Origin of the sequence: Chelativorans sp. ZYF759, from assembly GCF_012911015.1 — a bacterium.
Lineage (GTDB): Bacteria > Pseudomonadota > Alphaproteobacteria > Rhizobiales > Rhizobiaceae > ZYF759.
Map to the genome: position 1 here is coordinate 1 of NZ_WVVV01000020.1, position 13,684 is coordinate 13,684.

The 13,684-nt window shown below is 65.1% G+C and carries 15 protein-coding genes; 5 read left to right on the forward strand and 10 right to left on the reverse strand.

The window, feature by feature from the left end; translation table 11 throughout:
- The first annotated feature begins 1,544 nt into the window (after nt 1-1,544).
- From GRZ55_RS21005 to GRZ55_RS21015, 3 genes are all read left to right on the forward strand, one after another.
- The gene (locus GRZ55_RS21005; protein WP_169288912.1) at nt 1,545-1,697 is read left to right on the forward strand and encodes a hypothetical protein; all 153 of its coding nucleotides are present in this window, start codon (nt 1,545-1,547) and stop codon (nt 1,695-1,697) included.
- 234 nt (nt 1,698-1,931) lie between these two features.
- Nucleotides 1,932-2,990, forward strand: coding sequence for a sugar phosphate isomerase/epimerase (locus GRZ55_RS21010; protein WP_169288913.1), 1,059 nt, complete (start codon nt 1,932-1,934; stop codon nt 2,988-2,990).
- Between the two features lie 19 nt (nt 2,991-3,009).
- On the forward strand, nt 3,010-4,203 hold the full coding sequence (locus tag GRZ55_RS21015) for a Gfo/Idh/MocA family protein (protein WP_169288914.1): 1,194 nt from the start codon (nt 3,010-3,012) through the stop codon (nt 4,201-4,203).
- Between the two features lie 23 nt (nt 4,204-4,226).
- Here the strand turns inward: GRZ55_RS21015 and GRZ55_RS21020 are convergent, their stop codons facing one another.
- The 4 genes from GRZ55_RS21020 to GRZ55_RS21035 form a co-directional block, all read right to left on the reverse strand.
- On the reverse strand, nt 4,227-4,391 hold the full coding sequence (locus tag GRZ55_RS21020) for a hypothetical protein (protein WP_169288915.1): 165 nt from the start codon (nt 4,389-4,391) through the stop codon (nt 4,227-4,229).
- A 117-nt stretch (nt 4,392-4,508) separates the two neighbouring features.
- Nucleotides 4,509-5,519, reverse strand: a complete 1,011-nt coding sequence (locus GRZ55_RS21025) for an Hsp33 family molecular chaperone (RefSeq protein WP_169288916.1) — start codon at nt 5,517-5,519, stop codon at nt 4,509-4,511.
- Nucleotides 5,520-5,626: 107 nt separating this feature from the next.
- Nucleotides 5,627-6,556: an ornithine carbamoyltransferase gene (gene argF / locus GRZ55_RS21030; protein WP_169288917.1), complete on the reverse strand. Its 930-nt coding sequence runs from the start codon at nt 6,554-6,556 to the stop codon at nt 5,627-5,629.
- A 10-nt stretch (nt 6,557-6,566) separates the two neighbouring features.
- Nucleotides 6,567-7,763 carry an aspartate aminotransferase family protein gene (locus tag GRZ55_RS21035; protein WP_169288918.1) on the reverse strand — a complete coding sequence of 399 codons (1,197 nt, stop codon included), beginning with the start codon at nt 7,761-7,763 and terminating at the stop codon, nt 6,567-6,569.
- 356 nt (nt 7,764-8,119) lie between these two features.
- Here GRZ55_RS21035 and GRZ55_RS21040 point away from each other — a divergent pair, with 356 nt between their 5' ends.
- On the forward strand, nt 8,120-8,626 hold the full coding sequence (locus tag GRZ55_RS21040) for a GcrA family cell cycle regulator (RefSeq protein ID WP_169288919.1): 507 nt from the start codon (nt 8,120-8,122) through the stop codon (nt 8,624-8,626).
- 14 nt (nt 8,627-8,640) lie between these two features.
- Here GRZ55_RS21040 and GRZ55_RS21045 read toward each other — a convergent pair whose 3' ends face one another.
- Nucleotides 8,641-9,801, reverse strand: a complete 1,161-nt coding sequence (locus tag GRZ55_RS21045; RefSeq protein WP_169288920.1) for a nitronate monooxygenase family protein — start codon at nt 9,799-9,801, stop codon at nt 8,641-8,643.
- Between the two features lie 18 nt (nt 9,802-9,819).
- Between GRZ55_RS21045 and GRZ55_RS21050 the strand changes: the two genes are divergently transcribed.
- Nucleotides 9,820-10,194, forward strand: a complete 375-nt coding sequence (locus GRZ55_RS21050; protein ID WP_169288921.1) for a hypothetical protein — start codon at nt 9,820-9,822, stop codon at nt 10,192-10,194.
- Between the two features lie 5 nt (nt 10,195-10,199).
- Here the strand turns inward: GRZ55_RS21050 and GRZ55_RS21055 are convergent, their stop codons facing one another.
- The 5 genes from GRZ55_RS21055 to GRZ55_RS21075 form a co-directional block, all read right to left on the reverse strand.
- Nucleotides 10,200-10,433, reverse strand: a complete 234-nt coding sequence (locus GRZ55_RS21055; protein ID WP_169288922.1) for a DUF982 domain-containing protein — start codon at nt 10,431-10,433, stop codon at nt 10,200-10,202.
- A gap of 114 nt (nt 10,434-10,547) precedes the next feature.
- Complete coding sequence (locus tag GRZ55_RS21060; protein ID WP_169288923.1) at nt 10,548-10,811, reverse strand: DUF6455 family protein; 264 nt, start codon at nt 10,809-10,811, stop codon at nt 10,548-10,550.
- A gap of 98 nt (nt 10,812-10,909) precedes the next feature.
- Nucleotides 10,910-11,923 (reverse strand): SMP-30/gluconolactonase/LRE family protein, encoded by a 1,014-nt coding sequence (locus tag GRZ55_RS21065; RefSeq protein WP_169288924.1) that lies wholly within the window; start codon nt 11,921-11,923, stop codon nt 10,910-10,912.
- 11 nt (nt 11,924-11,934) lie between these two features.
- Nucleotides 11,935-12,876: a 3-keto-5-aminohexanoate cleavage protein gene (locus GRZ55_RS21070; protein ID WP_169288925.1), complete on the reverse strand. Its 942-nt coding sequence runs from the start codon at nt 12,874-12,876 to the stop codon at nt 11,935-11,937.
- Nucleotides 12,877-12,900: 24 nt separating this feature from the next.
- Entirely contained in the window at nt 12,901-13,671 is a 771-nt protein-coding gene (locus tag GRZ55_RS21075) for a cyclase family protein (RefSeq protein WP_169288926.1), read from the reverse strand.
- Between the last annotated feature and the right edge of the window lie 13 nt (nt 13,672-13,684).

The window sequence follows — 13,684 nt, forward strand, 5'->3', positions numbered from 1 at the left end:
GCTTCATCCGTCCATCGACGGCGGCGACCAGTGTCGACGACCTCCAGCCGGGACACTTCGTGAGTGTGAGTGTGAGTATGCATATCCATACGCACAATCTCTTGGCCGCCTTCCAACCGCACAAGGCGTCCTACGCCGAAGGGTTACAGTTCACCGTCATAAGCGCGTTTTTCAGGTGCTTGATGACAAGGTCGAGGTCTACACCAATTGGACCTACGAGGCCGATAATTAGCTCTGGTTCACTTTGTGCCAACTGCCGCGTTCCCCATTCTGTGAATCTCTGATTCAAATGTCCGTTAATTGGTTGTCAATAGCTAGCTCACAGGATTAGATTACGAATCGGCGTCTTTCCAGAAGGAGGATCTTTTCGTGAGAAGATTGGAAACGCGCGACGAGCCAGTGAATGAAGGATTTCGGACACTTTTTGTTGAGCGACTTCTAATCGCCTTCAGGGAGGTTGAGAGTCTGCCTGAGGAACTGCAGATCTCTAGGACGGAGTCACTTGCGATTTGCCAGGGGCTTCGAACTGATATGGGAGTAGGCAGGCAGGGATAAACTAGGCCGCAAGGTTCAGACTCTCGCTTTTCTCCCAATGTGCGGTTCTGGTGGCTGCGGCGGCTACCGCCCGAGCGATCATTGTGTGGCTGCCTTATCTGAAGAATGCGCACTGAGGGTTCGTGAACCGCTTCGCAGTGACTTTGACTATCATCACTCAAATCCCCCCTTTCTATCCACMCCCCTTTCCCCCTCCCCCATACTCCCCCCGCCCAACCAACGGAGGCGGCGATGGATGGAACTGCGGCAATCGAGGCAAACCGGGCAGCACTCATCCGCATTGTCGCGATGCTGGTCGAGATGGCCGGGCTGGCCGATGTTGCGCCTCTTACCTCCCCCTTGATGGGGGAGGTCGCGACGCAGTCGCGGGAGGGGGTGTCCTCAGGGTCGCAACCCCCACCCGGCGCTTCGCGCCGACCTCCCCACAAGGGGGAGGTAGAGGGCCCCACCCTCCCCCGCATCCTCTGGCGCGCCATCCTCGCCCTTCTGCGCCCCGCCGAATCCGCCGCGCGACGGCTGATCATCGCGGCATCGCGTGGCCTCACCGTCCCGCCGCCCCGCCTGCGCCAGCCAAAACCCGCCACGATGGAACCGCTCCTCCGCCGCTTCGGCATTGCTGTCATGATGACCCGAGACGGCCGCGACGGCATATCCTCCCCTGCGAAGCGGGGGAGGGGGACCACGCAAAGCGTGGGGGAGGGGGCGCTTGCACCGGGCGCCGACGAACGCGGCGAACCCACCCAACCCCGCATCCCGGCCCTCCCGCTCTTCGACCCACCGCGCCGCCTCGCCCTCCACGACCGGCGCCGCCCCACAATCCCCCCGCACGCCGCCCCGCGCATTTTCGTGCCCGGCCTCACCGAACCCGCACCCCTTCCGCCGCCGCCCTCTTCCGACGATCTCGTGAGTGCGACGCGCCTGACCCAGCGCCTCGCAGCCCTTGCCGCGGCGCTCGACGATCTTCCCGGCCAGGCAAGGCGTTTCGCAAGATGGCAGGCCGCCCGCGCGGCCGCAGGCGCCCGCCACCCCGCCGCCCCGCGCCGCATCCTGCCCATCCCCCGAATGTCCGCGAGATCGACGAGATCCTCGCCCATGCCCATTCCCTCGCCCTCCACGCGCTCGAAAGCCCCGACACGTCGTGATGGGGGGAGGGCGCCCCCTCACCCTCCCCTTGATGGGGAGGGTCGTGGCGATGGCCGGAACGAAGTGGAGGCTATCGACGCGGGGTGGGGTGACCTCACCGCCGCTCACCCCCTCCCGCGACTGCGTCGCGACCTCCCCCATCAAGTGGGAGGTGATCACCTATCCCTCTGGTTGCAATCGCCCGCCATCCCGGCATAGTCTGGCCGCCTTAAATCGATTAGGGAGGACAAACCATGGCGACCAACATCAAGGGCCCGGCCATTTTCCTGGCCCAGTTCGCGGGCGACGCCGCGCCCTTCAACTCGCTTTCCGAGATTGCGAAATGGGCCGCCGGCCACGGCTACAAGGGGGTGCAGGTCCCCACCTGGGATGCCCGCCTCTTCGATCTCGAAAAGGCCGCCGGCTCGAAGGATTATTGCGACGAGGTCAAGGGCATCTGCGCCGATGCCGGCGTCGAGATCACCGAGCTCTCGACCCATCTCCAGGGCCAGCTGGTCGCCGTCCACCCCGCCTATGACAGCCAGTTCGACGGGTTCGCGCCGGAGAAGGTGCATGGCAATCCGAAGGCCCGCCAGGAATGGGCCGTCGCGCAGATGCTGGCCGCGGCAAAGGCCTCGCGCCATCTCGGCCTCGATGTCTCGGTCTCCTTTTCCGGCTCGCTCGCCTTCCCCTATCTCTATCCCTGGCCGCAGCGCCCGGCCGGCCTCATCGAGGAGGCCTTCGACGAGCTGGCCAAACGCTGGAAACCGATCCTCGACGCCTATGACGAGGTCGGCGTCGATGTCGGCTACGAGATCCATCCCGGCGAAGACCTTTTCGACGGCGCCACCTTCGAGATGTTCCTGGACCGGCTGAAGGGCCACAAGCGCTGCACGATCAATTACGATCCGTCCCATTTCCTCCTGCAGCAGCTCGATTATCTGGCCTTCATCGACATCTATCACGAGCGCATTTCCGCCTTCCACGTGAAGGATGCCGAGTTCAATCCGACCGGTCGCCAGGGCGTCTATTCGGGCTATCAGGGCTGGGTGGACCGCGCCGGCCGCTTCCGGTCGCTGGGCGACGGGCAGGTCGATTTCTCCGGCATCTTCTCCAAGCTCGCCGAATACGGCTACGATTCCTGGGCGGTGCTGGAATGGGAATGCTGCCTGAAACACCCCGAGCAGGGGGCGGCCGAAGGCGCGCCCTTCATCCAGCATCACATCATCCAGGTCACCGAGCAGGCTTTTGACGATTTCGCCGGCGGCGCCGTCGACCGCGCGCAGATCCGCGCCATGCTCGGCCTGAAATAGACGGGGAGGGGAGGAGAACATGGTCAGCGCATCGAAATCATCGGGCGGCAACGGCCCCATCCGGCTCGGCATGGTCGGCGGCGGGCAGGGCGCCTTCATCGGCGGCGTCCACCGCATCGCGTCCCGCCTCGACGGCGAGTTTTCCCTCGTCGCCGGCGCCCTGTCGTCCGATCCCGAGCGAGCAAAGGCATCGGCGGCCGAACTCGGCCTCGACCCGGCGCGGTCCTACGGCTCGTTTGCCGAGATGGCGAAGGTCGAGGCGGCGCGCGACGACGGCATCGAGGCCGTCGCCATCGTCACGCCCAACCACATGCATTTCGCACCCGCCAAGGCGTTCCTTCAAGCCGGCATCCACGTCATCTGCGACAAGCCGCTGACCTCGACGCTCGCCGAGGCGAAGAAGCTGGTGCAACTGGCGGAATCCTCGGCCAGCCTCTTCGTGCTCACCCACAATTACACCGGCTATCCGATGGTGCGCCAGGCGCGCGAGATGGTGGCCGGCGGGGTGCTGGGCGACCTCCGCGTCGTCCATGTGGAATACCCGCAGGACTGGCTCACCGAGAAGGCCGAGGCGACCGGCTCCAAGCAGGCCGAATGGCGCACCGACCCCAAGCGCTCGGGCGCCGGTGGGGCGACCGGCGACATCGGCACCCATGCCTACAACCTCGCCCGCTTCGTGACCGGGCTGGAACTCGATGCGCTCGCCGCCGATCTCGATGCCTTCGTCGATGGCCGCCTGGTCGACGACAACGCCCATGTTCTCCTGCGCTTCAAGGCAAACGGCAAAGCACGGCCGGCCAAGGGCATGCTGTGGGCCAGCCAGGTCGCGCCCGGCAACGAGAACGCCCTGGCACTCCGCGTCTACGGCACCAAGGGCGGGCTCGAATGGTCGCAGGAGCAGCCCAACCATCTCTGGTACACGCCCTTCGGCGAGCCGAAACGCCTGATCACAAGGGGCGGGGCAGGCGCCGGCGAAGCCGCCGCGCGTGTCAGCCGCATCCCGCCCGGCCATCCGGAAGGCTATCTGGAGGGCTTTGCCAACATCTATGCCGAGGCCGCGCGCGCCATCCGCGCGATGCGAAAAAAGGGCGGCAAGGTCGGCAAGGAGGTCGTGTTTCCCACCGTGCGCGACGGGCTGGAGGGGGTCGCCTTCGTCGATGCCTGCGTGCGTTCCTCGAAGAAGAACGGGGCGTGGACGAAGCTGGCTCTCTAGGCCGGACGCGCGGGCGGCCCGGCTTAGAAATTGCCGGGCTGGCCCTGGCAATGCGGGTTGGACCAGTCCTCACAGGGATCGGCCCCCCGCTCCGTACCCGGCCGCGCGTCGGAACGCTCGACCAGCTCGGCAAAGCCGTAGCCAAAGGCGATCACCAGAAGGATGACGATGGAAAGGCGAAAACGCATATTCTGACCCGGCAGCATGCCCCCTGCCGCAATCTTCCTTAAACATGATCGCGGTTCCTTTAGGAACCCTCAACGGCAAGTTTAATGCCTGTGGCGGCAATCTGTCCGGCCCGGAGCTCAGGCGTGGCCGTTGCCCTGCGAGGCGGACGGGAAGTCGGCGGGATCGAAGACATATTCCGTCGAGCAGAATTCGCACGACACCTTGATCCGGCCATCCTCGATGCTCTCGGCGATTTCTTCTTGCGTGAAGCCGTCGAGGATCGACTTGATGCGCTCGCGCGAACACGAGCAGTCGTCGCGCACCGGCGTGCCTTCGAACACGCGCACCCCGCGCTCGTGGAACAACCGGAACAGGAGCCTTTCCGCCCCCACCGTGGGATCGAGCAGTTCGTCCGCCTCGATCGTCTCGAGCAGCGCCCGCACTTCGTGCCATGCATCGTCGGTCGGGTCGGTCCGCATTTCCATCTGGTCGTCGCCATCGCCGCCCGGCAGGTCCGGCAGGCGCATGCGCTCCGGTGCGTCGGGCAGGAACTGGGCGACCAGGCCGCCGGCACGCCAGTGCAGGCGCGCGCCGTCTCCCGGCACCATCTGGCGGGCGACCGCCAGCCTCACCTCGGTCGGCAATTGCTCCGACTGTCGGAAATAGGTGCGGGCGGCGTCTTCCAGCGAGATGCCGTTCAACTCGACGATGCCTTGGTAGCGCTGCATGTGGCGGCCCTGATCGACCGTCAGCGCCAGCACGCCCTTGCCCAGCAGATCCGGCGGCGCGTCCTTGCCGGCGGCAGTCGCCTCGGCGACGCGGTCCGGATCGAAGCTCGCATAGGCCCGCAGCGAATGCGGCGTCGCGAAATCGGCCACCAGCATGTCCACCGGCCCGTCGGAACGGGTCTGCAGGATGAACTTGCCCTCGAATTTCAGCGAGGTGCCCAGTATGACCGTCAGCGCCATCGCCTCGGCCAGCAGCCGGGCGACGGGTTCGGGATAGTCGTGGCGTTCGAGGATCTGGTCGACCACCGGGCCGAGTTGCACCACCCGGCCGCGCGCATCGAGCGCTTCGACCTGGAACGGCACGACATGATCGTCGCCGGCGAAACCGAACTCGCCCAGCTTCCTGTCCGCTTCGGGCACTGTACCTACCTCACGATATGAAACGAGAAGCCGCTGCCGCAGCCCGCCTGTTGTGCGGCTCTTCCGGGCCGCATGAAGGCGTCAGATAGTGCCTTGGGTCGGCACGATCAACCGCGCGGATCGTGCCCCATGCACCACAAGAGGATCGCCTTCTGCGCATGCAGGCGGTTCTCCGCCTCGTCGAAGACCACCGAATGCGGGCCGTCTATCACCGCATCCGTCACCTCCTCGCCGCGATGGGCGGGCAGGCAATGCATGAAGAGCGCGTCGGGCGCCGCCTTTGCCATCAGTTCCTCGTTGACCTGGTACGGCAGGAAGACGTTGTGACCGCGCGCGCGGTGTTCCTGCCCCATCGAGACCCAGGTGTCGGTGACCACGCAGTCGGCCCCGGTGACGGCCTCTTCGGCCGACGCCTTGAACTCGACGCGCCCGCCGCGCGTTCGCGCCCATTCGACGTAGTCCGACGCGGGTTCGCTGCCTTCCGGCACCGCGATGTTGAGGCGGAAGGAGAAGCGCGCGGAAGCTTCGACCAGCGAGTGCAGCACGTTGTTGCCGTCACCCGTCCAGGCGAAGAGCCGGTCGCGCACGGACCCGCGATGCTCCTCGTAGGTCATGAGGTCGGCCATGATCTGGCAGGGATGGGTGTCGTCGGTCAGCCCGTTGATGACCGGCACCGTCGCGTTTTCCGTCATCTCCCTGAGGCGATCGTGCGAGGTGGTGCGCATCATGATGATGTCGACATAGCGCGACAGCACGCGTGCCGTGTCGGCGATGGTCTCGGATCGGCCGAGCTGCATCTCGGTGCCGGTCAGCATCAGCGTCTCGCCGCCGAGCTGGCGCATGCCGACATCGAACGAGACGCGCGTGCGCGTCGACGGCTTGTCGAAGATCATCGCCAGCACCTTGCCATCGAGGGGGCGGTCGCGTTCTCCGGCCTTCAGCCTCTCCTTTCGGCCGATGGCGCCGTCCAGCATGGCGCGCAGGTCAGCGGCATCGGTCAGGGAAAGATCGGTGAAGTGGCGGGTGCCGTTCAGCATATGTCTCGTCCTAACCGTTGGTGCCGGTCGCCGGCATTGCCAGGCTTGCGGCGCCTTCGCGCAGCTTGTCCAGCGCCGCCCTGATATCCTCGTCGGTCACCGTCAGCGGCGGCAGCAGGCGCACCACGTTCTCGCCCGCCGGCACGGCCAGGAGACGGGCGTCGCGCAGCGCCGTGTTGACGACCCCGTTCGGCTGCCGGCACTTCAGGCCAAGCATCAGGCCCGCGCCGCGGACATCCTCGAACACATCCGGGAACTCGTCGACGATGGAAGCAAGTCCTTGCTTCAGCAAAAGCGACTTGCGGGTGACCTCGTCGAGGAACCCGTCTTCCAGCACGATGTCGAGCACGGCGTTGCCGACCGCCATGGCCAGCGGATTGCCGCCGAAGGTCGTGCCGTGGGTGCCGGGCGTCATCGCCTCGGCCGCTGCTTCGGTCGACAGGCACGCGCCCATCGGAAATCCGCCGCCGATGCCCTTGGCGATCGCCATGATGTCGGGTGCTGCACCCGACCATTCATGGGCAAACAGCCGACCGGTCCGACCAATGCCGGACTGCACCTCGTCGTAGATCAGCAGCATGTCGCGCTCGTCGCACAGCGCGCGCAGCTTCTGCAGGAATGCGGCGGGCACCGGGCGGATGCCGCCTTCACCCTGGACGGGCTCGATCAGGATCGCGGCGGTCGCGTCGCTGACGCAGGCCATCAGGGCGTCCCAGTCGTCGAAGGGTACCTGGTCGAAGCCGTCGACCTTGGGACCGAAACCCTCGAGATATTTCGCCTGGCCACCGGCTGCGATGGTGGCCAGCGTACGCCCGTGGAACGCGCCCTCGAAGGTCACGATCCGGAAGCGCTTCGGGTTGCCTTTCGCGTAATGGTAGCGACGCGCCGTCTTGATGGCGCATTCCAGCGCCTCCGCACCCGAATTGGTGAAGAACACCCGGTCGGCGAAGGTGTTTGCCACCAGCCGTTCGCCCAGGCGGCGCTGTCCCGGAATCTCATAGAGGTTGGAGACATGCCAGAGCTTGCCGGCCTGCTCGGTCAAGGCGGCCACGAGATGGGGATGGCAATGTCCGAGTGAATTCACCGCGATGCCGGCTGCGAAGTCGAGATATCGCTCGCCCGAAGCCGTCAGAAGCCAGGAGCCCTCACCCCGCTCGAATGCGAGGGGCGCGCGCGCGAAGGATTCATATAGCGCCGAACCGCTCATCTTCGTCTCCGTCATCCGCTGAGGCGGCCAAATAACCGCCTAAAACCAAAACGCCGCCTCGGCGGCGGCGTAAACACCGTATATCCTGCGTTTGTCGGATCAAGTCAACGTTCCGGCTTTGGCACAGATTGCCCGGCAATTGACAGCGCGCGAACTCCAAGCTGGGGAAAAACGAAAAAAGCGATTCGCCTTGCCGCCCCGACTCTTGTCACGGAGTCAGCCGATAAGGTAGTTTCGCAACCTACAGACTATATTTGGTGCGGCAAAACCTTCCATCACCGTAGATGTGGTGTCACCCGACTGGGTCGGGCGGCGGTGGATTCGGATTCCGCAGGCAACAACAGGAGCCTGGCCACATGAACTGGACCGACGAGCGCGTCGAACTTCTCAAGAAGCTCTGGGCGGAGGGGTTGAGCGCCAGCCAGATCGCGACGCAGCTTGGTGGTGTCAGCCGGAATGCCGTGATCGGCAAGGTGCATCGCCTGAAGCTGTCGGGCCGCGGGCGAAACTCGGCGTCCACGCCACGCCCGAAAAAGACCGCGACGAATACCGGACCGCGTCCCGCCGCGCGCACGCAGCGCCCGGTCACCACGACGGTCGGCGCGACCGCGTTGCAGGCCCGCTTCGACGCCGAGCCGGACGTTCAGGCCAGGGCGCGTCCGCAGGACAATGTCGTCATCCCGATCCCGCTGAAGCTGAAGCTGGTGGAACTGGGCGAGCGCACCTGCAAATGGCCGATCGGCGATCCGATGCATGACGATTTCGCCTTCTGCGGTGTGGATGTGGGGGAATGCGGACCCTATTGCAGCTATCACTCGCGGCTTGCCTACCAGCCCGCCAACGAGCGCCGCAAGGCTCGCTGAATCGGACGTAGCGGTCACCCCGCCGCAGGCAGCAGCCGTTTCGCCTCGTCCCATAATTCAATGACGATTTCGCCCGCAGGGCGACATGGTGCCCGCGAGGCCGCCTGGCCGGCCCAGGCCTGGATGCGATCGATATCGTTTTCCCTCAATCCGCGGCTGCGCAATGCGCCGGTGAGGTTACGCTGAATGGGGTAGGGCGCGGGGGTCGGCGCACCCTCGTCTCGCCAGGCTTCTGCAAAGGCCGTTCTCAGGCTGCGTCCGAGGCGGCCGGAAAAGGCGCGCGTGGCCAGTGTGTGCTCGGGCCGTGCCTTTGACAGCGCATCCGCCCATGCGGGTGCGATCTCGGCTTCGGGTGATCGCAGCAGGGCCGTTCCGATCATGACTGCCGAGGCGCCCAGGATCAGCGCCGCCGCAACCGCCCGCCCGTCCGCAATGCCGCCGGCGGCAATGACAGGAAGGTCGACCGCATCGGCCACGGCCGGGATAAGCGCCATTGAGCCGACCAGATTGGTTTCGGCATCGCCTGCCGCGAAGGCGCCGCGATGCCCCCCGGCTTCCATTCCCTGCGCGATGATGGCGTCGGCGCCGGCCGCCTCGGCCTCGATCGCTTCCCCCACGGTGGTCGCCGTCGCGAACCAGGCGATGCCGGCCCGTTTCATCTCGACGACGAATGCCGGTGGATAGAGACCCATGATGGAAGAAACGACCTGCGGCCGGCTGGCAATCATCGCCCGGCACTGGGCTTCGAAATCGGGCATCGGCTGGTCTTCGGCGCCGGGCGCTGGCTCGGCTTCCCAGCCGGACAGGAACCGGCGGACGGCCGCTTCGCCGGCTGCGTCGCGCAGGGGCGGCGGGTCGGGTATCCAGAGGTTCATCTGGAAGGCGCCGTTGGATCGTGCGCGAAAACTCTCTGCCCAATCCTTGATCTGGTCGGGCTCGAAGAGCAACGCCCCGCACGCGCCCATGCCGCCGGCATTGGCTGTGGCAGCCGCAAGAGCAGGCGGGCAGGCGCCGGCCATGGGCGCCATCAGGATCGGTCGCTGCAGACCGTATCGGTCGCAGAAATCGGCCGCTCTGTCTGTCGGCGATGGGGTCAGCTGTGCCTCCCTGCTGGAACCTTCCTGGCTCAGCACAGTTTCGCCGGTCCGGGCGCTTGGCACAAGCTTCGGTCTCATTCGTGCGCCATCTAACCAATGAAGGCGGGGAAGCGATTCGAAAGGCCGCGCCGGCAAAGGAAAGATGTGCCGATGAAAGACCCTTCCAGCCAACTGGAATTCGTGATGTTCGACCTTGCTTTGCGCAGCGTCGACCTGATGCGCAGGAGCTTTTCCGCAGCCTTGGCCGAGGCGCTCGAAGAGGCGCGGGGCACGTTGCTGTTTGACGAAAAGATGTATGACGACCCGGATTACCAGCGCTGCGCAGCGGTCCGACTGGGCACGGGAAAGGAAACGGTTTCGCTCGTCTTCCTGTCGAAAGACGGTCGGCAGATCTCCGTCGAGAATGCCTTGGGCAGTGACCATCCCATGGCAAGGAAGGCGCTGGAAACGGCGTTGCCAGAAGCGGACTGACCCGCTCAGATCAATCGCGATTCCTGGGCAGCTTTTTCGAAGACCGACCGCGCGACATGCGGCATGGTCTTTCCCTCACTTGCACGGGCGCAGGCGCGGGTGGCCGCGTGATACCATTTTCCGCGCGTGGCCGGCCAGGAACGCTGCAAGAGCCGCGAGGCCTGCAGCGCGTCCTTGACGAGTTCAAACTGCTCGCCTTGGCGCAGGCGGACCGGCTGATCGAATTGCGTGTCGTGCATGGGATGTCTCCTGTCCCCCGCTCAACGCGCGATGAGGCCGCGGAGTTCCCCACGGTCATGCCGTTTCGACGATCTGTCGAAGCGGCGTCGAGAGCGACCGCAGGACCGATGCGGCTAGCCGCCTCGTGTGGCCGACCAGAGCGCTGCGTTGGGACAGAAATCGGGCGCCTTCTCGGCGCCATCGGCATGGGCTTCCTGCCAGCCGGCGCATTCATCGCCATGGGAGCACATTGCGCATGCGCGGGCCGCGTTGCCGAGTTGCTGGCCACGTGCCAGCGTGTCGAAGGCGCCCGGATCGACGCCGAGCCGCTCCATCATCCCGCCCATCAGATCGCTGCGGCGGTCCAGGTGATTTGCCAGTCGTGAAAAAATGCCCATTTCCGTCTCCCTCGCTTCGATGGTCGCGCTCAAGATTGTGCGGATTGGCGGCGACCGTCTTTGACCGAGCGCAAAAATCCCGGGAGAAACGCCCTGCCTCACGCAGGCCAATGAGCCATCGGCAGCCCGGCGACGGGGCTGCGGAAACACGGAATCTTCGTGCCGCGCAGCGAGCCGATATAGACGGTCCTGAGATCCGGCCCGCCAAAGGTCACGGAAGCAAACCACGGCGCGATCTCGCCCCCGCAGGCCAGCATCAGGTCGGGCGTCGCCTCGTCGCGCTCGAAGGCTTCGTAGAGCGCGCGGGAAGGAACCGGATTGTCGTCATCGAGGATCACGCGGAAATCACCCTGCGGCGTGATGGCGAAGATACGGTCCGACATCACATGCGTGCCCCACAGATTGCCATGGGCGTCGAAGGCGATGCCGTCGATGAAGCCGCCCGTGTCGGACGGCCCGAAGATTTCGCGTGCGACCGACTCGCCCTTTTCGTCGATCCTCAGGCGCGTGATGCATCGTCCCGTGGTCTCCACCACATAGAGCCACTCTTCCCTGGCATCGAAACGGATCTCGTTGGTGAAGCGGAACCCGTCGGCGACGATCCTCGGCCCTCTCTCGTCGATGACCGCCACGTAGCCGTCGGCGATCTTCGGGCTGATCGCCTCCATCCAGTTGACGATGCGGGTGGAGATTGTGAGCCAGATGCGGCCTTTGGAATCGCGCAGGACGAAATTGACCTTGCCGATCGGCGAACCGTCGATCGTGTCGAGCATCACCGTCGTCTCGCCGGTGCGGCTCATGCGCTCCAGCCGATCGGTGCCGAAATTGGAGATCAGGATCGACCCGTCAGCATCGAAGGCGAGCCCGTTGGGAAGCGTTCCTTTGGTGAAGCGTTCCGCCTCGTCCTGCGTCGCGCCGAACGTGGTGGCGAGCGCTTGGGCAACCAGTTTCTGGCTGCCGTCGGGTCGGATATGCACGACGCCGCCCCGCGCATCCGCCGACCAGAGCGAGCCGTCCGGTTCGGCGAGGATACACTCGGGTCGTTGCAGGTCCTGGCCGACATAGGAAATGTCGGCCCGGGTGACGGTGAAGCCGTCAATGGAATTGGCCATTGTCGCTCTCCTCAGAACGCGACCCTGTCGCCGCCCTTCAGCGCCAGCATCTCGCGGGCCTCGGCGGGCGACGCCACCTCGAGATCGAGCGATTCGATGATGGTGCGGATCTTGGCGACCTGCTCGGCATTGCTGGTCGCCAGCTTGCCGGGGCCGATATAGAGACTGTCTTCCAGCCCGACGCGCACATTGCCGCCAAGCACGAGAGCCTGGGTGAGCGTCGGCATCTGGTGACGGCCTGCCGCCAGCACCGACCATTGGTAGCTGTCCCGGCCGAACAGCTTATCGGCGGTGTTGCGCATGAAGGCGACATTGTCGGGATCGGCGCCGATGCCGCCCAGGATGCCGAAGATGGTCTGGATCAGGAAGGGCGGCTTGACGAGGCCCCGGTCGACGAAATGGGCCAGATTGTAGAGATGGCCGACATCGTAGCATTCATATTCGAAGCGCGTGCCGTGGCCTTCGCCGAGCTCCCGGATCACATATTCGATGTCCTTGAACGTGTTGCGGAAGATGAAGTCGTCGGAGGCGAGCAGGAAGGGTTTCTCCCACTCGTATTTCCACTCCTTGTATTTGGCCGCCATCGGGAAGATGCCGAAATTGATCGAGCCCATGTTGAGCGAGCACATCTCCGGCGACGCGCGCAGAGCCGCCGCGAGGCGCTGCTCAAGCGTCATGCCGAGCCCGCCGCCCGTGGTGATGTTCACCACCGCATCCGTCTGCTGCTTGATGATGGGCAGGAACTGCATGAAGACTTCCGGGTCGGGGGAGGGTCGCCCGTCATTGGGGTCGCGCGCATGCAGATGCAGGATCGAGGCGCCCGCCTTGGCGGCGTCGACCGCCTGTTCGGCGATCTCGGAGGGCGTGACCGGCAGCCCCTCGGACATTGTGGGCGTGTGGATGCCGCCCGTGACGGCGCATGTGATGATGACCTTGCGCGCTTCCTTAGCCATGGCTGGCCTCCTTGTTCTTGATTGTCAGTCTTCGAAAATGGCGACGGCGCGGATGAAGCCCGCCGAGGCTGCCCGGATCTTGAAGGGGAAGCAGGAGATCCTGAATCCCGTGGGCGGCAATTGATCCAGATTGGTCAGCTTCTCCATGTGGCAGTAGCCGATATCCATGCTGGCGCGGTGGCCCTCCCAGACGATCGAGCCGTCGCCCGTCTCGGCGTAGCGCTTGCTGGTGAATGAAAACGGCGCATCCCAGCTCCAGCCGTCGGTGCCGGTGATGCGCACGCCGCGCTCGAGCAGCCACAGTGTCGCCTCGCGACCCATGCCGCAGCCCTTGTTGAGATAGTCGGGCTGGCCGTAGGCGGCACCCGCCGCCGTATTGACGACGACGATTTCCAGCGGTTTCAGCTCATGCCCGATGCGCGCCAGCTCGTCCTCGATGTCCTTGGCCGTGACGAGATAGCCGTCGTCGAAATGGCGGAAGTCGAGCTTCACGCCGGGCTGGAAGCACCATTCGAGCGGCACCTCGTCGATGGTGATGGCCCGCTTGCCGCCATCCATCGTGGAATGGTGGTGATAGGGCGCGTCCAGATGGGTGCCGTTATGGGTAATGATCTCCAGCTTCTCGATCGCCCAGCCCTCGCTGCCGGGAAGCTCCTCCGGCTTCATGCCGGGAAAGAAGCTTAGGACCTGATGCGCCGTCGATTTGTGGTCGAGATAGGTGATCTTGGGCTCGAAACCGGGCGGGTCGGAAGCGATTCCGGATTCGAGCGGCACGGACAGGTCGACAATGCGCATCTGAAATTCCTCG